The organism is Phreatobacter stygius (assembly GCF_005144885.1).
Taxonomy (GTDB): Bacteria; Pseudomonadota; Alphaproteobacteria; order Rhizobiales; family Phreatobacteraceae; genus Phreatobacter; species Phreatobacter stygius.
In genome coordinates this window covers 3,798,353-3,820,370 of sequence record NZ_CP039690.1, presented here as the reverse complement: position 1 = coordinate 3,820,370, position 22,018 = coordinate 3,798,353, and the positions used below count along the sequence as shown (strand labels likewise).

20 protein-coding genes are annotated in these 22,018 nt (G+C 66.9%); 14 read left to right on the top strand and 6 right to left on the bottom strand.

The genetic code is table 11. The features are described from left to right. The 6 genes from E8M01_RS17995 to E8M01_RS17970 all read left to right on the top strand — a co-directional run bounded on the left by E8M01_RS17995 (position 1) and on the right by E8M01_RS17970 (position 7,794). Positions 1-1,620 (top strand): hydantoinase B/oxoprolinase family protein, encoded by a 1,620-nt coding sequence (locus tag E8M01_RS17995; RefSeq protein ID WP_136961380.1) that lies wholly within the window; start codon positions 1-3, stop codon positions 1,618-1,620. Further along, entirely contained in the window at positions 1,617-2,378 is a 762-nt protein-coding gene (locus tag E8M01_RS17990; protein WP_136961379.1) for an SDR family oxidoreductase, read from the top strand. The genes E8M01_RS17995 and E8M01_RS17990 overlap by 4 nt, the downstream gene beginning before the upstream one ends. A gap of 223 nt (positions 2,379-2,601) precedes the next feature. Further along, positions 2,602-4,215 carry an ABC transporter substrate-binding protein gene (locus E8M01_RS17985; RefSeq protein ID WP_136961378.1) on the top strand — a complete coding sequence of 538 codons (1,614 nt, stop codon included), beginning with the start codon at positions 2,602-2,604 and terminating at the stop codon, positions 4,213-4,215. Between the two features lie 8 nt (positions 4,216-4,223). Beyond that, positions 4,224-5,255, top strand: a complete 1,032-nt coding sequence (locus E8M01_RS17980) for an ABC transporter permease (protein WP_136961377.1) — start codon at positions 4,224-4,226, stop codon at positions 5,253-5,255. Then, on the top strand, positions 5,252-6,100 hold the full coding sequence (locus E8M01_RS17975; protein ID WP_136961376.1) for an ABC transporter permease: 849 nt from the start codon (positions 5,252-5,254) through the stop codon (positions 6,098-6,100). Before E8M01_RS17980 ends, E8M01_RS17975 begins: the two co-directional genes overlap by 4 nt. Positions 6,101-6,111: 11 nt before the next feature. Then, positions 6,112-7,794, top strand: coding sequence for a dipeptide ABC transporter ATP-binding protein (locus E8M01_RS17970; protein ID WP_136964701.1), 1,683 nt, complete (start codon positions 6,112-6,114; stop codon positions 7,792-7,794). A gap of 10 nt (positions 7,795-7,804) precedes the next feature. Here the strand turns inward: E8M01_RS17970 and E8M01_RS17965 are convergent, their stop codons facing one another. The 4 genes from E8M01_RS17965 to E8M01_RS17950 all read right to left on the bottom strand — a co-directional run bounded on the left by E8M01_RS17965 (position 7,805) and on the right by E8M01_RS17950 (position 11,819). Next, positions 7,805-9,244 (bottom strand): NAD(P)-binding domain-containing protein, encoded by a 1,440-nt coding sequence (locus E8M01_RS17965; protein WP_136961375.1) that lies wholly within the window; start codon positions 9,242-9,244, stop codon positions 7,805-7,807. A gap of 110 nt (positions 9,245-9,354) precedes the next feature. Then, entirely contained in the window at positions 9,355-10,608 is a 1,254-nt protein-coding gene (locus E8M01_RS17960) for a hypothetical protein (protein ID WP_136961374.1), read from the bottom strand. A gap of 105 nt (positions 10,609-10,713) precedes the next feature. Further along, the gene (locus tag E8M01_RS17955; protein WP_136961373.1) at positions 10,714-10,947 is read right to left on the bottom strand and encodes a hypothetical protein; all 234 of its coding nucleotides are present in this window, start codon (positions 10,945-10,947) and stop codon (positions 10,714-10,716) included. 215 nt (positions 10,948-11,162) lie between these two features. Then, complete coding sequence (locus tag E8M01_RS17950; protein WP_136961372.1) at positions 11,163-11,819, bottom strand: glutathione S-transferase family protein; 657 nt, start codon at positions 11,817-11,819, stop codon at positions 11,163-11,165. Between the two features lie 134 nt (positions 11,820-11,953). Between E8M01_RS17950 and E8M01_RS17945 the strand changes: the two genes are divergently transcribed. Both E8M01_RS17945 and E8M01_RS17940 read left to right on the top strand, forming a co-directional pair. Next, positions 11,954-13,168, top strand: coding sequence for a polyhydroxyalkanoate depolymerase (locus E8M01_RS17945; protein ID WP_136961371.1), 1,215 nt, complete (start codon positions 11,954-11,956; stop codon positions 13,166-13,168). A 168-nt stretch (positions 13,169-13,336) separates the two neighbouring features. Next, positions 13,337-14,674 (top strand): MFS transporter, encoded by a 1,338-nt coding sequence (locus E8M01_RS17940; protein WP_246088346.1) that lies wholly within the window; start codon positions 13,337-13,339, stop codon positions 14,672-14,674. Positions 14,675-14,702: 28 nt separating this feature from the next. Here E8M01_RS17940 and E8M01_RS17935 read toward each other — a convergent pair whose 3' ends face one another. Together E8M01_RS17935 and E8M01_RS17930 are read right to left on the bottom strand one after the other, a co-directional pair. Then, the gene (locus tag E8M01_RS17935) at positions 14,703-15,590 is read right to left on the bottom strand and encodes an SDR family NAD(P)-dependent oxidoreductase (RefSeq protein WP_136961370.1); all 888 of its coding nucleotides are present in this window, start codon (positions 15,588-15,590) and stop codon (positions 14,703-14,705) included. 26 nt (positions 15,591-15,616) lie between these two features. After that, on the bottom strand, positions 15,617-16,453 hold the full coding sequence (locus E8M01_RS17930) for a MurR/RpiR family transcriptional regulator (RefSeq protein ID WP_136961369.1): 837 nt from the start codon (positions 16,451-16,453) through the stop codon (positions 15,617-15,619). A gap of 135 nt (positions 16,454-16,588) precedes the next feature. Here E8M01_RS17930 and E8M01_RS17925 point away from each other — a divergent pair, with 135 nt between their 5' ends. From E8M01_RS17925 to E8M01_RS17900, 6 genes are all read left to right on the top strand, one after another. Next, entirely contained in the window at positions 16,589-17,896 is a 1,308-nt protein-coding gene (locus E8M01_RS17925; protein ID WP_246088345.1) for an ABC transporter substrate-binding protein, read from the top strand. 68 nt (positions 17,897-17,964) lie between these two features. Beyond that, complete coding sequence (locus E8M01_RS17920; RefSeq protein ID WP_246088344.1) at positions 17,965-18,888, top strand: branched-chain amino acid ABC transporter permease; 924 nt, start codon at positions 17,965-17,967, stop codon at positions 18,886-18,888. 1 nt (position 18,889) lies between these two features. Beyond that, entirely contained in the window at positions 18,890-19,894 is a 1,005-nt protein-coding gene (locus tag E8M01_RS17915) for a branched-chain amino acid ABC transporter permease (protein ID WP_215908761.1), read from the top strand. 3 nt (positions 19,895-19,897) lie between these two features. Next, positions 19,898-20,641: an ABC transporter ATP-binding protein gene (locus E8M01_RS17910; protein ID WP_136961368.1), complete on the top strand. Its 744-nt coding sequence runs from the start codon at positions 19,898-19,900 to the stop codon at positions 20,639-20,641. After that, positions 20,641-21,342 (top strand): ABC transporter ATP-binding protein, encoded by a 702-nt coding sequence (locus tag E8M01_RS17905; protein ID WP_246088343.1) that lies wholly within the window; start codon positions 20,641-20,643, stop codon positions 21,340-21,342. Before E8M01_RS17910 ends, E8M01_RS17905 begins: the two co-directional genes overlap by 1 nt. Then, positions 21,339-21,986: an ATP-binding cassette domain-containing protein gene (locus E8M01_RS17900; RefSeq protein WP_136961367.1), complete on the top strand. Its 648-nt coding sequence runs from the start codon at positions 21,339-21,341 to the stop codon at positions 21,984-21,986. Before E8M01_RS17905 ends, E8M01_RS17900 begins: the two co-directional genes overlap by 4 nt. The last annotated feature ends 32 nt before the right edge of the window (positions 21,987-22,018 follow it).

The window sequence follows — 22,018 nt, the reverse complement described above, 5'->3', positions numbered from 1 at the left end:
ATGACCGACGGCGCCACGGCAAATGTCGATCCGTTCACCGTCGAGGTGATCCGCCACGCCTTGACCGCGGCGGCCGAAGAAATGTCGGCGGTGGTGATGCGTTCGGCCCGCTCGCCGCTGCTGCGCGAGGCCGGCGATCTCTCGTCGACCATCATGGATGGCGACGGCGAACTGATCGCCCAGGGCCATGACGTGCCGGTGCATCTCGGCGTGCTGAGCTATACCGTCAAGGCCTTCCTCGAGCGCATCCCGAAGGCGCGGCTGAAGCCCGGCGACATCTGGTTCCTCAACCTGCCGGAGGTCGGCGGCAACCACCTGCCCGACGTCAAGGCGATCCGGCCGATCTTCCATGACGGCGAGATCGTCGCCTTCGCCGTGTCGCTGGCCCATTGGGCCGACATGGGCGGCGCCTCGCCCGGCAGCTATTACGCCGCGGCCACCGACGCCTGGATGGAGGGCCTCAGGATCAGCCCGTTGCGGGTCTTCGCCAATGACCAGGCCGACCCGGAAAAACTCGACATCATCCTGTCCAATGTGCGCGGCCGGCGCGAGCGCGAAGGCGACCTCCTGGCGCAGACCGCGGCGACGCGGGCGGCCGACCAGCGCATCGCCGAGATCATCGAGCGGCACGGCCTCGCGACCTTCCAGGCCGCCGTCGCGACCCTGCACGACCTCTCGGAAGCGCAGATGCGCGACGTGTTGCGAGGCTTGCCGGACGGCCGGTTCGAGGGCGAGGACTTCCTCGACGACGGCGGGCCCGATGACCGGCCGGTCGGCATCCGCGTCAGCATCGACAAGCGCGGCGACCGGGCGACCTTCGACTTTTCCGCGACCGACGACGCGATCAGCGGACCGCTCAACACGACACCCTTCGTGGCGGGTTCGGCGGTGTTCTTCGCCATCCGCGCCCTGGCCAAGACGCCGATCGCCATCAATGGCGGCTGCTACCGGCCGCTGACCATCGTCGTCCGGCCCGGCTCGGTGTTCGACCCCGGTCATGACAAGCCGCTGGTCGGTGGCAATCACGAGACTTCGCAGCGCGCGGTGGATGCCATTTTCCGCGCGCTCGAACCGGCGATCGGCGAGCGCGTGAGCGCCGGCGGCATGGGCTCGGCGGGCCTCCTGATCTTCTCCGGCAAGCGGCCGGACGGGCGCTTCGCCACCTTTTACGAAACCCATGGCGGCGGCGAAGGCGCGCGGGCCGACCGCGACGGCATGCCGGTGGTGCGGGTCAACCTGACCAATGTCATGAACACGCCGATCGAAGTGATCGAGGCCGAATATGGCTTGCGGGTGGAGCGGCAGAGCCTCAGGCCGGGCTCCGGCGGAGCCGGCCGCCACCGCGGCGGCGACGGCCTGGTACGCGCCTATCGCGCCATCGAGGACGGCATCGCCATGACCAGCATGTTCGAGCGTAGCATCGTGCCGCCCTACGGTCTGCGCGGCGGCGCGGCGGGCGCGCCCATGCGGGTGACGCTCCACCGCGCGTCCGGCGCCACGGTCAAGGTCCGTGGCAAGCAGAACATCAGGCTGAACCAGGGCGACCTGGTGGTGGTCGAGACGCCGGGCGGCGGCGGCTTCGGCGCACCGTCCGATCCGGCAGGCGGAGAAGGCCGATGAGGCTGAAGGACAAGGTCGCGGTCATCACCGGCGGCGGATCCGGCATCGGCCGCGCCTCGGCCGTCAAATTCGCCAGCGAGGGCGCCAGGCTCTGCCTCGTCGACCGCGACGCGGCCGGCGCCAATGAGACCGCCGCGATGATCCTGTCGACGGGCGGCGAGGTCATGGTGCGGATCGCCGATGTCGGCGAGCCCGGCTCGGCCGATCGCGACGCCGCCGCGGCCCTCGAACGGTTCGGGCGGATCGACGTGTTGTTCACCGCCGCCGGCTTTTCGGTCGGCGGTACGGTGCTGACCACCCGTCCGGAGGATTGGGACGCGGTGTTCCGCGCCAATGTCGGCGGCACCTGGCTCTGGGCCCGGGCCGTTGTGCCGGCCATGCAACGGCAAGGCGGCGGCGCGATCATCACCACGGCATCCCAGCTCGCCCTGGCCGGCGGCGCCGGCAACAGCGCCTATATCGCCGCCAAGGGCGCCATCCTCAGCCTGACCCGCACCATGGCGCTGGATTTCGCCGCCGATCGCATCCGGGTCAATGCACTCGTCCCGGGCGCCATCGACACGCCGATGCTCAGGCGCAGCTTCGCCCGCAAGCCGGACCCGCACGCCGCCGAGGAGGCCTCGCGCCAGCGCCACCCGCTCAACCGCCTGGGCCTGCCGGAAGAGGTCGCGGAGGCCGCCCTGTTCCTGGCAAGCGACGCTTCCGCCTTCACGACGGGCACGACACTTGCGGTCGATGGCGGCTGGCTCGCCGGATGAGGCAGCCTGCCCAAAAAGCCGGCAGCCGATGGTTCCATGACCTGTCTGAACACCAAGGCATCGCGGACGGCGTTTTGAAACAAATGAGTCGCCTGGACGTACCGAAGGAGAAGATTCTCCACGCCCGGATGCTGGTACGTGGATTGCTTCGATGCCACCATGACCTGAGGCGGCCGGCAGGTCGGGCAAGCCAAGGCTTCAAGAAACCAATCGAGAGGGTGACATGACAATCACGCGTCGGGATGTGCTCGCCGGTTCGGCCGCCTTGGCCACGGCTGCGACAATGGGCGGTTCGGCCTCGGCCCAGACCCGTGCCGAAACGCTGCGCCAGGTCACCGGCAATGCGGTCAACACACTCGACCCGACCATGCCCGGCTCGACCCGCGAGGCCTTCGGCATCAGCGTCAATGTCTATGACCGGCTGGTTTCCTTCGGCAAGAAGAAGCTCGGCAATGGCTGGGTGTTCGACCCCGACACGATCCGCGGCGAACTGGCCGAACGCGTCGTCACCAGCGCCGACGGCATGACCTTCACCTTCCACCTGCGCCGCGACGCCAAGTTCCATGACGGGGCGCCGGTCACCGCCGAGGACGTGAAATGGTCGCTCGACCGGGCCGTCTCGGCCAGATCGCTGGCCGCCGCCCAGATCCAGACCGGATCCTGGACCAAGCCCGACCAGTTCAAGATCATCGATCCGTTCACCGTCGAGGCCAAGGTCGACAAACCCGACCGGCTGGCGCTGCCGAACCTCTGCACGCTCTATTGCATCATCTTCAACACCAAGCTGGTGAAACCGCATATGACGGCCCAGGACCCCTGGGCCCAGGCCTGGCTGAAGGACAATGCCGCCGGCTCCGGCGCCTATATGGTCGAGAGCTTCAAGCCCGGCGAGCAGGTGGTGCTCCGGCGCAACGACCATTGGAAGGGCGGCGAGGACGGCAAGCCGGCGCATTTCCGCCGGATCATCTGCCAGACCATCCCGGAGGCCGCCACCCGCGCCAGCCTGATCGAGAAGGGCGACGCCGACATCGCCATCGACCTGCAGGCGAGCGACGTGCCGACGCTGGCGACCCGCGAACGGGTCAAGGTGGTCTCGACGCCACAGTTCAACGCCTTCACCATGGTCGCCTTCAACACCCAGATGGCGCCGTTCAACAATGTAAAGCTGCGCCAGGCGGTGGCTGCCGCGATGCCTTACCAGGATATCTTCAAGGCCGCCCTGTTCGAGCGCGGCGCGGCGCTGTTCGGCGGCACCTGGACCGAGGGGCCCGACAAGGCGGTGTTCCCGCAGCCGATGCCGCTGAAGACCGATCTCGCCAAGGCCAAACAGCTGTTGACCGAGGCCGGCTTCCCCAACGGCCTCGACACCACCTTCTCGTTTAATGTCGGCTCGGCCGCGGTGAGCGAGCCAATGGCCGCCCTGATCAAGGAATCGCTCGGCAAGATCGGCATCCGGGTCGACATCCAGAAACTGCCGGACGCGCAGATCTCGACGCTGGTCACCGAGAAGAAGCTGCCGTTCCTGACCGAGACCTCGATCGCCTGGCTGCCGTCGACCGACTATTTCTTCCGCAACTTCTTCACCGGTGACCAGCGCTGGAACTATTCCTCCTGGAACAATGCCGAGATCAACGCGCTGACCGCCCAGGCACGGTTCGAGCAGGATGCGGCAACCTATGAGAAGCTGTGCAAGCGGATGATCGCCGTGCTCGCCGAGGAGGTGCCGATGATCATGCTGTGGCAGCCGAACCAGGACGCGGTCATGGCCAAGACCATCGACGGTTACGTCTATGGCTATCACCGCCAGGTCGACTATCGCGACATGAAGCGCGTGTGAGCCGGTCCATGGGTCTTGCGGGTCTGATTGCGCGGCGGGCGGGGCGACGGATCGTCTCGTCCCTGCCGGCGCTGTTGGGGGTGGTGGTGTTCACCTTCCTCCTGATGCGCGTCCTGCCGGGCGACCCGGCGATCTTTTTCGCCTCCGGACCCAATGCCGGCCAGGCCGAGATCGAACAGATCCGCGAGCAGATGGGCCTGGACAAGCCGATCCCGCAACAGCTGGTGCTCTATCTGCGCGACATCGCCACCGGCAATCTCGGCCGCTCGATGACGACGGGCCAGCCGGTGCTGTCCGACCTGAAGAACCGGCTGCCGGCTTCGCTCGAACTGACCTTCGTCGCGCTGATCCTGGCTTTGTCGCTGGCGCTGCCGCTCGGCATCCTGGCGGCGCTGAAACCCAATTCGATCGTCGACAATGCCGTGCGCTTCCTCTGCACGCTCGGCGTCTGCGTGCCGACCTTCGTCTCCGGCCTGCTGTTCATCTTCGCCTTCTATTACCTCCTGGGCATTGCTCCCGACCCGACCGGCCGGATCGACATTTTCGCCAGCCAGCCGCCCGTCGTGACCGGCTTCCTGCTGATCGATGCGGCGCTCGCCGGCGACTGGGAGGCCTGGCGTTCGGCGGCGAGCCGATTGGTGCTGCCGGCCTCGACCATGGCGCTGTTCGTGCTGGCGCCGCTCGCCCGCATGACGCGCGCCTCGATGCTCGCGGTGCTGACCAGCGATTTCGTCCGCACCGGCGAGGCGCTCGGCCTGTCGCGCCGGCGGGTCGTGCTGGTCTATGCCCTGCGCAACGCGCTTTTGCCGGTGCTGACCATCATGGGCATCGTGTTCTCGACCATGCTCGGCGCCAATGTGCTGGTCGAGAAAGTGTTCTCCTGGCCGGGCGTCGCCTCTTATGCGCTCGATGCCCTGCTGTCCTCCGACTATGCCCCCGTGCAGGGCTTCGTGCTGCTGATGGCGACGATCTTCGTCGCGGTGAACCTGACCGTCGATGTGCTCTATGGCCTCGCCGATCCCCGGATCTCGATCGAATGATAGCTGCAACCCTTCGCCATACCGGCTGGATCCTGCGCGGCAACCCGATGACGCTCACCGCCAGCATCGGCGCGGCGCTCTTGGTGCTGCTCGCCCTCTGCGGCCCGTGGATCGTGCCTTATGATCCGATCGCCTCGAACGTGCCGATCGCCTTGCAGCCGCCGAGCGCCGCCCACTGGTTCGGCACCGACCAGCTCGGCCGCGACGTGTTCAGCCGGGTGGTCGTGGCAACCCGGCTCGATCTGCTGATCGCCGCTTCCGCGGTGAGCCTGTCCTTCATCATCGGCGCGCTGATCGGCAGTTTCTGCGGTTATACCGGCGGCAGGCTCGACCGCTGGGTCGGCCGCTTCGTCGACGTGCTGATGGCCTTCCCGCTGTTCGTTCTGGCCATGGCCATGGTCGCGGCGCTCGGCAACCGGGTCGAGAACATCATCTACGCCACCGCCATCATCAACCTGCCGTTCTACATCCGCTTCGCCCGCGCCGAGGTGAATGTCCGGCGCGGCGCCGGCTGGGTCGAGGCGGCGCGCGCCTCCGGCAACAGCCATGCTCGCGTCGTCATGCTGTTCCTCTTGCCCAATGTGCTGCCGGCCATGGCCGTGCAGATCTCGCTCAATCTCGGCTGGGCCATCCTGAATGCCGCGGGCCTGTCCTTCCTCGGCCTCGGCGTCAAACCGCCGACGCCGGAATGGGGCATCATGGTCGCCGAGGGCGCACGTTTCATCACCACGGGCAAATGGTGGCTGGTGGTCTTCCCCGGCGCGGCGCTGATGTTCGCCGTGCTGTGCTTCAACCTGCTCGGCGACGGTCTGCGCGACATCCTCGATCCAAGGATGCGGACATGAGCGATGCGCAGATGACCGCGCCGCTGCTCGCGATCGAAGACCTGCGCGTATCGTTCTCGACCCGGCGCGGCCAGGTCGAAGCGATCAAAGGCATCTCGCTCGCGGTCGCTGCCGGCGAGACGCTCGGCATTGTCGGCGAGAGCGGCTCGGGCAAGTCGGTCACCGCCTTTTCGGTGATGCAATTGCTCGACCGCGCCGGCCGGATCACCCATGGCCGCATCACCTTCCGTGGCCAGGACATCACCCGGGCCTCGCGCGCCGTGCTGCAGCCGCTGCGCGGCGCCGCCATGTCGATGATCTTCCAGAACCCGCGGGCAGCGCTCAACCCGATCCGGACGGTCGGCCTGCAGATCGCCGACGTGTTGCGCGCCCATGGCGACGTCTCGCACAAGCAGGCGCGCGACCGCGCCGTCGAGCTCCTGCAGGCGGTGCTGATCCGCGATCCGGTCGGCCGGCTCGACGCCTATCCGCACGAGCTCTCGGGCGGCATGTGCCAGCGGGTCATGGTGGCCATGGCGATCGCCTGCGAACCGAGCCTCCTGATCGCCGACGAGCCGACCACCGGCCTCGACGTCACCACCCAGAAAACGGTGATGGACCTGCTCGCCGAGATCACCCGGCGGCGCGACATGGCGATGATCCTGATCACCCATGACCTCGGTCTCGCCGCGCAATATTGCCGGCGTGTCGCGGTCATGGAACAAGGCCTGGTGGTCGAACAGGCGCCACCGGAAACGCTGTTCGGCCGGCCGGGCCACGGCTATACCAAGCGCCTGGTCGCGGCCTCGCCGACCCGCACCTCGACGGTCGAAAGCCTGGTGGTCGACAGTGAGGCCGGGCCACGGCCGGTGCCGGCGATCATCCAGCGCCGGGCCGCGCCGCCGCTCCTGGACGTGCGCAACCTGGTCAAGCGGTTCGGCGCCGATTTCAAGGCGGTCGACGACGTCTCCTTCGCGCTCGGCCAGGGCGAGAGCCTTGGCCTGGTCGGCGAATCCGGGTCGGGCAAGAGCACGATCTCGCGGCTGATCTGCCGGCTGATCGACCACACGTCCGGCGCGATCAGCTTCGACGGCCAGGATATCGGCAAGATCCCGACACGCGAGTTCCACCGCTCGCGCTTCCGCCGGGATATCCAGATCGTCTTCCAGGATCACGGCGACAGCCTCAATCCACGCTTCTCGGCCTTCGATTCGATCGCCGATCCGCTGAAGCTCCTGGCCGGCCTGCACGACGCCCGGGAATTGCGGGCCAAGGTGGCCGAATGCGCTGAGCGCGTCGGCTTGCCGGCGGAATTCCTCGACCGCTTCCCGCACCAGCTCTCGGGGGGCCAGAAGGCGCGTGTCGGCATTGCCCGCGCGATCGCCGCCGGACCGCGCCTCCTGGTGCTGGACGAGCCGACGGCGGCGCTCGACGTATCGGTCCAGGCGGTGATCCTGCATTTGCTCGACAAGCTGCGCCGGGAGACCGGCCTGTCCTACCTGTTCGTCAGCCACGACCTGAACGTCGTGCGCATGATGTGCGAGCGCACCATCGTGCTGCAGAAGGGCCAGATCGTCGAAGAGGGCCGGAGCGCCGAATTGTTCGTCGCACCGAAATCGGCCTATGCGGCGGAGCTGATCTCGGCGATCCCGCATTTCGACCCGAATGCCGGCCATGCCAAGACGGCGGGCGGATCGGCGGCGCTTGCATCCTGAATCGGCTGGCCTATTCGGCCGCCGGCCCAAGGCCCTTAACCGTGACGCCGACCTTGGCCTGGGCCACGTCATAGGCCTGGAAGGCCTGCCAATGCGCCTCGATGTCGTCGGCGAACAGGCCGCGGGTGACCCCCTCGACGAGCTTCGGGATCGCCGTGGTCATGGCATTGATCGAGGAGCCCGACGGGCCGAAGCTCATGGTCGAGGCAATGGTGAACAGATGGACATTGGCGATCCAGGGCGTCAGGCCCGGCGACCGCTCCATGAAGGCATATTCGGCCGAAAGATAAGGAAAGGCGGCGAGCCGGTCGTCGCGTTCCTCCGCCGGCGGGTCGTAGCGGTCGGCCCAGGTCAGGATATTGCCGGCGAAGCCTGAAAGCTCCGGCCGCGCCTCATAATCCATGGCAATGCCGGTGCCGCAGATCAGGAAATCCGCGGTGAACTCGCCATGGGGCGTGGTGACCACCGGCCGGCCGGCGGCGACACGGGCGCCGGTCCAGGCGGCGTCGGTGTGCAGCACGAAATTCGGATGGCGGCCGCAGCGGTCATAGGTTGCCTGGGGAAAGCCTTCGCGCAGGCTCAAGACCCTGGCCATGAACCGCCAGCGCCAGACATCGTCGAGATCGCCGAGATGTTTCAGGAAGCCGCGAAAGGTGATGTAGCGATAGGGCTGGACGACCTGCACCTCGGCGCGCCGGCAGAACAGGTGAACCTCGCCAGCACCTTGCTCCAGCGCCACCGCGGCATTGTCGAAAGCCGAGGCGCCGGCGCCGAGCACCGCCACGACCTTGCCCTTCAGGGCCTCGAAATCGATCGGATCGGCGGCATGGGCCCGCAGCGTCGCAGGCAGGGCCGAGACGAATTCCGGCATCCACCAGCGACCGGTCGATTCCTGGCCGGTGGCGAGCACCACCTTGCGGGCAAACAGCCCGCGCCGGCCGCCCGGCCCCTCGACCGTCGCCCGAACCAGGCCGCCATCGTCGTCAAGGCCGACGAGAGCGGTGTCATTGAGCACCTCGACGCCGGTGACCCGCCGGACGAACAGAAGATAGTCGTTCCAGTCGTGGCGGCTGATCAGCTCCAGCGCCTGCCAATGCGCCTGGCCGTAACGCGCCTCGTGCCAGGACTGATAGGTGAGACTGGGAATGTCGAGGTCGGGGCCGGTGAAGTCCTTGGGGCTGCGCAGGGTCTTCATGCGGGCATAGGTGACCCAGGGTCCCTCCCGGCCATAAGGCGCCTTGTCGATGACCAGCACGTTGTCGACCCGGTTGCGCTTCAGGCAGAAGGCCGCGGCAATGCCCGATTGGCCGGCGCCGATGATCAGCACATCGAGCGCCTTGGAGCCATCGGGCGCGGTTCGCGGCTTCAGCCATTCGGCATGCGGATGGGCGATCCGGGCGAGATCGCCACGGACACGGGCTTCGAGATCGGCAAGGCGGGCATCGGTCATGGAGGGCAGGCGCTTTCCGGCGGGAACAGTCGACCGTCCCTACCAGCAAGACGCGGGCCGCGGCAGCCCCTTGGGCGGGAGGGCCGTATTCGCCGTCGGCGCTGCCTGCGTCAGAACCAGGCCGAAGCCGTCAGGGTCAGGCTGATCGCGCGGCCACCCAGATCAAAGAACGGGCTTTGCCGGTCCGGCAGATCGAGCGAACCCGAGCCATAACCGAGTTCCAGCGCCAGGCTCGACTGCGCCGTCGTCTGGTAGGTGATGTTGGCCGCCGCCCGGGTGAGGCGGGCGCTGCCGCGATGCGGCGAGATGGTCGGAAAGGACAGGCTCATGTGGCTGACATAAAAGGCCGTGTAGAGCTTCGGCGTCCAATCCTGCTTGAGCGACACGACCGCACTGTAACCGCGGGTCGCATCGGTCGGCTGCAGGATGGAGGCGAGCGTGCCGATATCGACCGGCGTGCCGAGATAGGTCGGCATATCGCTGGCATAAGCCAGCTGCCCGGAAAAGGTGTGGGTGACATTGCCGATCGTGGTGGCCCAGAGACCACCCACCGTGGCAGCAAAACCGGCGCGCGGGCGGGCGCTGTTGCCCGGGACATTGGGCCGGAGCGCAACGGCGGCATGAAACGCCAGGCTGTCGGTCTGATAGCGCCCGCGCAGGACGATGTCGGGGGCGCTCGACACGACCTCGTCGCGCGGCATGAGCGCCGGCAGCAAGGGCACGGCCGGCAATGTGACCGCCGGGCGGATGCTGGCCTGTTCGAAGGCCAGCGTCACCGACCAGGGCGACGGCTTGACGATGTCGAAGGCGAGAAGCGCGGTGCGGCGCTGCGGGGTGAACACGGCATTGGCGAAATCGTCGATGTTCCAATAGTTGAAGGTCGACTGGGCGTAGCCCGCGAGCAGCCGATCGATGCGAAACGAGGCTTCCTTGACGAAGCCGCCGCTCGACGGCAGACGAACGCCGGCGACGAAGACGAGGGTCGTGCCGACGAACAGACCCTCGGTCTTCCAGCCGGTCGCGACCGTCGTTTGCGCGCCCGCCTGGAAAGAGCCGAAGGACGACGGCGCCGTCGCCCGCAGGCGCGGATCGTCGAAACGAAGATCGGTGGCGATGAGGATGGCGCTGGCCCAGGTGTTCACCGACAGACAGCCGCCGCCCGGCAGCGGCGCGTAGAGCGTCGTATCCGGCTCCGCCGTGGCGCTCGAATCGTCGTCGTCAGCGGCGCCGGAGGCGGCGGCCGGCGCCTCGCCATAAACGGGAACTTCACAGGCGTCGCGGCGCAGAACCGGCTCGGCCGACGCCAAAGACGACACGAGCCCGGTAGCCGCTACCGCCAACAGCCATTGCCAGGGCAAGCTCATCATCGCGCTCCACGCGCCCGAAGCGCAGCTGAGCCTCGCTTAGCGGCACAACCATTTCAAGAGCGACTTTGCCGGCCAAATCGTGGCAGGCCGCGTCGACCGAGGTCAGCGCGGCGACTTCGCCTGCGCGCCGGCGGCGGGTGCCGAAAAGACCCACGGGTTGCCGGACAAGAGGCCGGCCAGACCATCGATCGCCGCCGCGACGCCTTCGACGGTGCGGTAGTCCTCGCCGTGAAGCGGCAGGACGTCGAGAGCCCTGAGACATTCGTGCCGCGCCTCCTTGAGTGCGGCGAGCAGCCTTTCGTCGTCGACCAGGGCGACCGATCGCTTGCCTCTCATCGATGCTGGTCCTTCACTGCCTGCATGCCGGTCGCCAGGGATCGCCACAACCGTATCGCCACGACCATCCTGCCGCCGCCGCGCCGGGACGGCGCGGAGACCCCGATCGCCGGTCGAATGCATCTTGCCGATGTTCTCTTTATGTTCTTTTTTCAAGCCGGAGGCAAGCCGCCCGACGCGCCGGCCACAGCCTTTCGGCTCGGACAGGCTCGACCTCAGAATTCGACGTCGAGCTCGTCCATCTCGTCGGGCTCGCGCTTGGCCGCCTCGATCCATTCCCGCATTGGCGCCCAGCTCATGATGGCGCGGCAATAGCCTGACGAGATCGCGTCGAGCCCGACGTCATAAGTGACGAAGCGGCTGCAGACCGGGGCATACATGGCATCCGCCACCGTCGGCCTGGCGCCGAACAGGAAAGGCCCGCCATAGGTGGTCAGGCAGTCGCGCCAGATCGCGGTGATGCGGTCGATGTCAGGCTGGGCGCCGGCCCAGATCTTGAAGCCGGGATAATGGCCCTTGAGATTCATCGGCAGCGCAGAGCGCAGGTTGTGGAAGCCCGAATGCATCTCACCCGAGACCGAGCGGCAATGGGCCCGGGCGGCGGCCTCCTCCGGCAGCAGACCGGCCTTCGGCGCCTTCTCGGCGAGATATTCGGCAATCGACCAGGTGTCCCAGATCTTGATGCCCTGGTCGGTCAGGCACGGCACCAGGAAAGACGGAGAGAGCAGCAGCAACTCGGCGCGCATGCCGGGGTCGTCCATGGAGACCGGCACCTCGTCGAAGTCGAGGCCGGCCAGCCGGCACAACAGCCAGCCGCGCAACGACCAGGACGAGTAGTTCTTGCTGGAGATGGTCAGCTCGGCCTTGGCCATCGTCATGCCTCCCCGGGGACGGTCGCTGCTGTGCCGCAGCAAAGCGTGAGAAAGAATAGTCTCGCAGTGCAGCAAAAAGTGCACTAGCTTTTTTTGACAAGCCCTCCAGGGGGCCGGGTCCAATGGGTTGGCCGATGATCTATCAAGCCTTCGAAGCCCAGAGCATGCTGTTTGCTCCGGTGCGGGACATGGCCCGATGGGCGATCGCAGCCTATGGCCCGATGCTTGACGGCATCGACCAGCGGCTCGGCCGGGAATTCCTGGCGAGCTGGGAGCTGATCGTGCGCGCCGGCTTCACCCATCACCGGCCGCCCTTCGGCATCGACAGCGTCAGTGTCGGCAATCGCGAAGTGCCGGTGACCGAGGTCGCCGTGCACAGCACCGCCTTCGGCACGCTGCTGCATTTCAAGAAGGACACGACGGTGACCCAGCCACGGGTGCTGGTGGTGGCGCCGCTGTCGGGGCATTTCGCGACCCTCCTGCGCAATACGGTCAGGACCCTGCTCGCCGATCATGATGTTTATATCACCGACTGGCACAATGCCCGCGATGTGCCCTGGACCGCCGGCGATTTCGGCTTCGACGACTATGTCGGCCACCTGATCCAGTTCCTCCAGGTGCTGGGCCCGGGCGCCCATGTCGTGGCGGTCTGCCAACCCTGCGTCCAGGCGCTGGCCGCGGCCGCCGTGATGGCCGAGGCGGGCGACCCGGCGCAGCCGCGCAGCATGACCCTGATGGCCGGCCCGGTGGATGTCCGGATCAACCCGACCAAGGTCAACGAGCTCGCCTTCCAGCACTCCTATGAGTGGTTCGAGAGCAACCTGATCTCGACCGTGCCGCTGCCCAATGCCGGCGCCGGCCGCAGGGTCTATCCGGGCTTCCTGCAGCTCATCGCCTTCATGACCATGAACCAGCAGCGCCACGTGAAGGCGCATCTCGACCTGCATGGCCATATCGCCGCCGGCGAGACCGACAAGGCCGAGGCGATCAGGACCTTCTACGACGAATATTTCGCCGTGCTCGACCTGACGGCCGAATTCTATCTCGAGACCATAGACCGGGTATTCCAGCGGGCGCTGCTGGCCAAGGGCGAACTGACCTATCGCGGCCGGAAGGTCAATCCCGGGGCGATCACCAAGACCGCGCTGCTGACCGTCGAGGGCGAACGCGACGACATCTGCGCGCTCGGCCAGACGGTCGCTGCCCACGATCTCTGCACCGGCCTGAAGCCGTTCCGCAAACGCCACCACATGCAGGCCGGCGTCGGCCATTACGGCGTGTTCAGCGGCCGCAAATGGGACGGCCAAGTCTATCCGATCGTGCGCAACATGGTGCTGGCGAGCGAGTGACAAGCCGACCGCTGTGAGCAATGCGCGGCTTTTCCGCCGCATTGCTGACATGCCCGGGCACAAATCCCCCATCGCCTTTCCGCAAGCCTGCTTTGCCGTTGACACATTTGCGACGCGGCCAGAAAGCTCAGACGAGACAATCACAAAAAATTTCATGCGGAGAGTGCCATGAACGCTTCGAGCCTGCCGCCAGTGAGCGACGCCATGCGTCGCCGGGTGGTCATCTCCTCGACCATCGGCAATGCGCTCGAATGGTTCGACTTCACGGTGTTCGGGCTGTTCGCCGGCGTCATCGCCAAGCACTTCTTCCCGTCGAACGATCCGTCGAACTCGCTCTTGCTGACCTTCGCGACCTTCGGCATCGCCTTCGCCGCCCGGCCGCTCGGCGGCCTGGTCTTCGGCATCTATGCCGACAAATACGGCCGCAAACGCGCGTTGATCGTGATGATCATGATGATGGCCGTCGGCACCGGCATGATCGGCGTCTTGCCGACCTATGCGGCGATCGGCATTGCCGCACCGATCTGCGTGCTGATCGCCCGGCTGATCCAGGGCTTCTCGGCCGGCGGCGAATTCGGCAGCGCCAGCGCCATGCTGATCGAATTCGCGCCGCCCGGCCGGCGCGGCTTCTACGGTTCCTGGCAAATGGTGTCGCAGATGCTCGCCTTCGCCATGGGCGCGAGCTTTGCCTATGTGCTGTCGTCGCGGCTCTCGCCCGAGGCCTTCGACAGCTGGGGCTGGCGCGTTCCCTTCATTCTCGGCGTGCTGATCGGCCCGATCGGGTTCTACCTGCGCCGCGCCATCGACGAGACGCCGGAGTTCAAGGCGCTGATGGCGTCGCGGACGGTGGTCGAGAACTCGCCGCTGCGCGACGTCATCAGACAATATCCGCGCGAACTGGTGACGGCCTTCTGCATCATCGCCGTCGGCACCGCGATCAACTATGTCGCCGGTGTCTATATCACCACCTATGCGGTGACCGAGCTGAAGCTCAATCTCGCCGATGCCCAGTTCGGCCTGATCGTGTTCAGCGCGCTGAACACCGTCGTGGTGGTCCTGTCGGGCGCGCTGTCGGACAAGATCGGCCGGCGCAACGTCTTGCTGCCGGCGACGATCGCCTATTGCATCATGTTCTACCTGATGCTGTCGCGGCTGATCGCCGATCCGACGATCCAGAACCTCTATTATGTCCAGGCCTGCGCGCTGCTGCTCGGCGTGCTCGCCGGCCCGGCGCCGGCGGCAATGACCGAGATCTTCCCGGTCCGCCTGCGCTCGACCGGCGTCTCGCTGGTCTACAATCTGGCGGTCATGCTGTTCGGCGGCCTCGCCCCGTTCATCAACACCTGGCTGGTCAGCACCACCGGCAACAAGCTGGCGCCGGTCTATTACATCTTCTTCGCCGCGGCCGTCGGCATAGTCGGTTTCCTGCTCTATCGCGAGCCGCCGCCGGCCGGCCTCGCGGCGGCCGACGACCGGTCGATGGAGGCCATCGCCCCGGGCCAGTAGCGGCCACAGCGGCGGCTGGCGCGCCGGCTCAGCCCGGCCAGCACTGGCCGCCGCCATCGACCCTCAGCACCTGGCCCGAAACGAAGGCGCCGAGGGGACCTGCGAAGATCTCGACGATGCGCGCCACCTCGTCGACGGTGGCGATGCGGTCGAGCGTGCCGCCTTCGGCCATCCGCGCGGGATCGACCGCGCGTGTCCCGAGAAAACGGCCGGTGCGGGTGTCGCCCGGCGCGATGCAATTGACCGTGATGTCGTAATCTCGCAACTGGTCGGCGAGGCAGCGCGTGTAATGGGTCACGCCGGCCTTGGCGACCGCATAGATCGCGCCGTTGGTGCGGCCCTTGAAGGCGGCGATCGAGCCGAGCGTGACGATCCGGCCGGTGCGCCTTTGCATCATGCCGCGCGCCACCTCCTGGCAGGTCAGGATGGTGCTCAGGAGATTGCGGTCGAGCACCGCCCGCACGTCCTCCTCGGCAATGCCGACGGCATCGTTCGGATCCGGCTTGCCGCCCCTGGCGGCAATGTCGCCGCCGGCATTGTGAACGAGGATGTCGATCGGCCCGAGGGCTTCGCTGGCGGTCGATACCACCCGCGCGATCTCGTCGCCGCGGGTCAGGTCGCCAAGCACGCTGACGGTGCGCACGCCGTGGTCGCGGCCAACCTCTTCGGCGACTGCCGTCAGGGTGGTGCCCTCGCCATATTCGGCCGGGCCGGTCTCGCGCATGCCGTGAATGGCGATGGCGGCGCCCATGGCCGCGAGCTTTTCGGCAAAGGCGCGGCCGAGCCCGCGCCCAGCACCGGTCACCAAGGCAACCTTGCCGGCGAGCGGGCGCGGGGTCTCAAGCGATTTCGGCCCGGCACCGGTCACCAGGGCAACCTTGCCGGCGAGCGGGCGCGCGGCCTCCTTGGATGTCATGGTCTTCCTCCTGCTTGCCTTGTGCGTCAGTCTGCGGCGAGATCGAGGCCGATCGCCAGAGCCTGGACCAGGCACATCGGCGCGACCAGGGTGCGCAGCGCCGCCTCAGGCATGTCCTGGATCTCGAACACCACGCCGGCGCCACTGACGATCGGGCTGAGCAGGCTGTCGGTGATGGCAATCGCCGGCACGCCCTGGGCGAGGATCTGCGGGAACAGGCGCGCGGTGTCCGGGTAGTAGTTGCGGAAGCTGATGGCGACCAGCGCATCCTCCGATGTCGCCGCATGCGACTGCTCGCCGATGCTGCCGCCGATGCCGTCGAGCAGCACGACCCGGCGGCCGAGCTTGCGCAGGACGTAAGCGAGATGGGCGGCAACCGGATAGGAGCCGCCGAGACCCAGCAGATAGATGTCGCGGGCCGGCTGCAGGATGGCGATGGCGGCATCGAGATCGCGCTCATGGGCCGACTGGCTGAGCGTATCGAGCGCGGAATGGGCCTCGGTGACGAAGCGGCCGAGCACCGCCGCGGGCTTGCGGCCGAGCGTCGAGTTCTCCTCGCGCTTCATGCGGGCCAGCCGCGCCTTGTAGCTCGGCGCAACGCCGGCAACCAGGCGCGAACGGAACACCTGCTGCATCTCGGTGAAGCCGCCGAAGCCGAGCGCGCGGGCGAAACGGACGATCGCCGAAGGCTGGACCCCTGCCCGCCCGGCCACCTCGGCAACCGTGCCGAGCGCCACATCGGTCGGGTGGTCGAGCACGAATTCGGCGATCTGCTGCAGGCGGCCCGACAGGGCGCCGTGGCGCTGGGCGATGGCGCTGCGCAATTCGTCATAGGTCGCCCCGCTCGGCCAGATCTCGTTCATGCCGCCTCCTTCGATGCGTCGTTTCGCTGCAGCCGGGCCTGCCGCAGGTCGTGGATCATATATTCCACTTTACAGTATCAAATGGAATGTTCATTCTAACACCCAAGGCCAATAAAAAGCCAAGAGGAGGAAACGATGACCCAGAAGCGCATCTTGGGGCGCATGTCTCGGCGCAGCGTCGTGCATGGCAGCCTGATGGCGGCAGCGCTTGCCGGAGCGGGCAGCTTCTTCGGTCCCTGGAAGGCCAACCGGGTCTGGGCGCAAGGCGCCAAGAAACCGATCAAGCTCGGGCTGACCTGCGACGCCAGCGGCCAGTATGGCAATAGCGGTCAGGACGATCTCCTGGGCATGCGGCTCGCCATCGACGAGTTCAATGCCAAGGGCGGCGTCGCCGGCCGCAAGATCGAATGGATCACCACCGATACCGAAACCAATCCGGCCACCGCCACCCGTGTCGCCGAGCGTTTCATCGCCCAGGAGCAATGCGGCTTCCTGGTCGGCGCGGTGCATTCGGGCGTCGCCAATGCGATCACCCAGGTCGCGGCGAAATATGGCACCGTCTATATCAACACCAATTCCTCGGCGCCGAGTGAGGCAGGCGAGAATTGCTCGCGCGTCAAGTTCGTCTGGGACGGCAACGGCACCAATTTCTCCAAGGCCTCGGTGCGCAACGCCGTCGACAAGGTCGGCAAGCGCTGGCTTTTGCTGACCAATGACTATGTCTGGGGCCATACCACCTCGGCCTCGACCAAGGCGCTGGTGGAAGCCGCCGGCGGCCAGATCATCGACAACCTGCTGGTGCCGCAGAACACCCGCGACTTCACGTCCTATCTGTTGAAGATCCAGCAGACCCGGCCGGACGTGGTGGCCACCGCGATTGGCGGCGACGACATCAAGGCCTTGCGCCAGCAGGTCACCGACCTGAAGCTGGAGGAGCGCACCGCCTGGATCAACAACCAGCAGGACTGGCCGGATATCTGGGGGGCACCCGACAGCCTGTTCGGCGTGTTCGGCACCACCTGGTACCACAAGCTGCAACTGCCGGGCGTCGCCGAATTCGTCAGGCGCTGGCAGACCGCCTATCCGCAGTCGCCGATCCCGGTGCCCGGCAACGTGTCCTATAACGGCTATACCGCGACGCGCGAATTGCTGCGGGCGATCGAACGAGCCGGCTCGACCAATAATATTGCCGTCATCAAGCAGCTCGAAGGGCTGAAAATGACCGCCGCCGACCGCATGCAGCATTTCGATGCGGTGATCGATCCGGCGACCCACCAGGTGCAGCAGACGATCTATCTGGCGCGCCGCAACGCCCGGCCGTCGGATCCGACCGACCTGTTCGAGATCCTGAGCCAGACCGAGCCGAAAAACGCCATGGACGACGCCGCGCCGGGCAAGTGCAACCTCATCGCCTATGACAAGGTGCCGACCTACGAGATGTGACGCGTCCGGACACTGACGAAGGGGCGGCCGAGCCGCCGCCCCGGCCCTCCACAAGTGATTGGTCGGACATGCTGATTGATCTCCTGCCGCATCTGGTCAACGGCCTGACGCTAGGCCTGCTGTTCGCGCTGATCGCGCTCGGCTTCATGCTGATCCTCGGCCTGATGGAGCAGATCAATCTCGCCCATGGCTCGCTGTTCGCGCTCGGCGCCTATTTCGCCTTTGCCATCGCGACGCCGCGCCTGCCTTTGCCGCCCGACATGCTGAAGATCTGGGCCGGCGTGCCGCTCGGCTGGCGCTATACCGCGGCGATCCTGATCGCGCCGGTGCTGGTCGCCCCGTTCGGCGTGGTGATCGAGCGGCTGATGCGGCGCACCTATGGCCGCGACCCGCTCTACGGCCTGTTGCTGACCTTCGGCATCGCCATGGTGCTGGAGGACCTGATCCGGGCGGTCTGGGGCACCCGCGACTATGTCCTGCCGGTGCCGCGCGACATTTCCGGCGGCTTCCTGTTCCTCGATCTGATCTGGTCGAGATATCGCTTCTGGGCCGCCGCTTTCGCCATCGCGGCGATCGCCATCGTCTGGCTGGTGGTCGAGCGCACCCGCTTCGGCGCCATGGTCAAGGCCGGCGCCCATGACAGCGAGATCGTCCAGGCGCTGGGCATCGACCTGAAGAAGCTGCGCACCGGGGTCTTCGTCTTCGGCACCATGCTGGCGGCGCTCGCCGGCGTCATCCTGGCGCCGATCTGGGGCATCCGCCCGCATATGGGGGTCGACGCGGTGGTCCCGGCCTTCCTGGTCATCGTGCTCGGCGGGGTCGGCAGCTTCTGGGGGGCGGTCATTGCCGGTCTCCTGGTCGGCATGGTGGTCGGCCTGTCCGGGGCCTATGCCTCGGAGTGGTCGCTGCTCTCGATGTATCTCTTGCTCATCCTTGTCGTGACCTTCCGCGCGCGCGGGCTGTTCGGCAAGAAGAGCGTGCTGGAGGCCTGAAATGGACGCCCGCCGGACGGTTCCGACGCTGACGCCCGCCATGCTGGTCACATGGGCCCTGTTCGCCACGCTGCCGTTCTGGATCGAGCCCATCGGGCTCTACCACTATCTCGGCATCGAGATCCTGATCTTCGCGACCTATGCGCTCGCCTATAACCTGGTGCTCGGCCATGCCGGCCTGCCCTCGTTCGGCCACGGCGCGTTTTTCGGCATCGGCGCCTATGCCTTCGGGCTCGCCCAATTCAACATCGCGCCGAACCTCTGGATCTGCCTCGCCGTCGCGGTGCTGGCGACCGCGCTTGCCGGCGCCCTGGTGGCCCTGTTCATCTCGCACCGGCGCGGCATCTATTTCTCGCTGATGACGATCGCCTTCGGCCAGGTGTTCTGGTTCGTCGCGATGAAGGCGCACGCGATCACCGGCGGCGAGGACGGCCTGTTGAAGATCGCCCGGCTGCCGGCCGATCTCGGCCTGACGGCGATCCCGCTCGAGACCAATGTGGCGCTCTATTACGGCGTGCTGGCGATGTTCATGCTGGTGTCGCTCGGGCTCTGGCGGCTGATCCATTCGCCGTTCGGACGGGTGGTGAAAGCGATCAAGCAGAACGAGGAGCGCGCCCGCTTCATCGGCTACGACGTCTGGGCCTGCAAGTTCGCCGTCATCGTGCTGTCGGCGGCGCTCTCGGGCCTGGCCGGCGGGCTGTTCGCCATGGCCCAGCGCTCGGCCTTTCCCGATGTGATGAGCCTGCACTATTCCGGCTATATCGTCATGATGACGCTGATCGGCGGCGGCCTCGTGTCGTTCTGGGGGCCGGTGATCGGCGCCGTCGTGTTCTTCCTGGCACGCGACCTGATCGGTGCCCTGACCACCAGCTGGATGCTGTGGTTCGGCCTGTTGTTCGTCATCCTGGTGCTGTTCCGGCCCGAGGGGCTTGCCGGCCTGTTCGAGGCGCTGCGCCGCAAGCCGCCGCCGGCGCCGGTCGCCGCGCCCGATGCGAAGGAGGCCTGAGCCATGGCCTTGTTCGAAGCCAAGGGCCTGCATCTGCGCTTCGGCGACCGGGTGGTGCTGGAGAATATTTCGCTCGCCTTCGAGGCCGGCAAGCTCTCCGGCATCATGGGGCCGAACGGCGCCGGCAAGACCACCTGCTTCAACGTGCTGACCGGCCGCTATCGGCCCGATCGCGGCCAGGTGCTGTTCGACGGCCAGGACATTACCGGCCTGAAACCGCACCGGATCGCCAGGCTCGGCATAGCCCGGTCGTTCCAGCTGATGAACCTGTTCGACGAATTCAGCGTGTTCGAGAATGTCGCGATCGCGCTGCCGGCGACCCGCGGGCGCGTCCATGACCCGCTCGGCCAGGCCTATGCCGATCCTGCCGTCGCCGCCGCCGCCATGGCGGTGCTGGAACGGGTCGGCCTGGCGCGCCGCGCCGACGACCCGGCGAAGTCGCTGCCTTATGGCGCCAGGCGCGCGCTGGAAATCGCCGTTGCGCTCGCCTCCGATCCGAAGCTGTTGTTCCTCGACGAGCCGACCGCCGGTCTCGGCAGCGATGGCCGGGCCCGGCTCGCCACGCTGATCCGCAGCCTGAAGGGCCTGGTCACCATCGTGATCATCGAACACGACATGGATTTCCTGTTCTCGCTCGCCGACGAGATTTCGGTGATCCATTGGGGCCAGGTGATCGCGCATGGCTCGCCGGCCGAACTGATGGCCAATCCATGGGTCAAAGCCTCAAGCCTCGGGACGGTGAACTGATGCTCGATGTCCAGGCGGTCGACACTTTCCACGGCGAGACCCAGGCGCTGTTCGGCGTCTCGCTGACCGTGCGCGACGGCGAGGTCCTGGCGCTGCTCGGCGCCAATGGCGCGGGCAAGACCACACTGTTGCGCTCGATCCTCGGCCTGACCCGGCCGCGGCACGGCGAGATCCGGTTCCGCGGCCGGACCATTACCGCGAACCCGACCCACCAGATCGCCCGGCAGGGCATTGGCTGGGTGCCCGACGACCGCCGGCTCTGCCCGACACTGACGGTGGAAAAGAACCTGGCGCTCGGCATCAAGCGCACGGCGTTCCGGCCCTGGACGCTCGGCGAGGTCACCGAGATCTTCTCGGCGCTCAAATATCTGATGAGCCGCGACGCCGAGACCCTGTCCGGCGGCGAGATGCAAATGGTGGCGATCGCCCGCGCCCTGCTCGGCAGTCCCGGGCTGGTGCTGTTCGACGAGCCGAGCCAGGGGCTCGCGCCGAAGATCGTCAACGACGTGATGGCGGTGATCCGGCGCCTGAAGGCCGAAGGCATCGCCGCGATCGTCGTCGAGCAGAATGCCGATGTCGCGCTGTCAGTCGCCGACCGGGTGGTGGTGCTGCAGCGCGGCCAGGTCGCCTGGTCGGGCGAGGCGGCCGAGCTTGTCGCCGATGCCGCACTCAAGCGTTCGCTGATCGGAGGCGTGCAATGAGTACCGCGCCGCTGCTTGTCCTCGACCGGGTCGAGAAGGTCTATCACCGCGGCCTGATCGTCCGCACGCCGGCCTTCCGGCTCGGCGTCGACCTCAGCTTCGACCGATCGGAAATCGTCGGGGTGCTGGGACCGAACGGCGCCGGCAAGACCACCCTGTTCGAGATGATCGCCGGGTCCAACACACCGAATGGCGGCGAGATCCGGATCGCCGGTCACGACATCCATCAGGTGCGCTATCGCGAGCGCGACCGGCTCGCCATCCACTATCACCAGTCCTACCAGGTGCGCCGTTTCGCCAAGACCAAGCCGGCCTTTCTGATGCAGCGGGCTGAAAGCGTCTATCCGCTGGTCCATCTGTTCGACGAACCGCAGTTCAACACCCAGGACGGTTATATCGGCTTCATGCTGGATTTCTTCCGCCGGCTGAAGCGCGAAGGCCGGCTGGTCTTCGTCTGCCTGCATCCGACCGCGCCGTTCCAGCTCGATATCCTCCAGGAGATCTGCGACCGCTTCCTGTTCGTGGCCGGCGGCCGGGTCGCCGCATTTGCCGATTTCGACCAGACGGTGCGCGACCAGGCAGTGCGCGCCTATCTGGGTGAACTGGCGCCTGTGGCGGCACCCGCGCCCCGGCTCCAAAATTGAGGCAGGCCGAAGACTGGCTGTGACGCACCGCC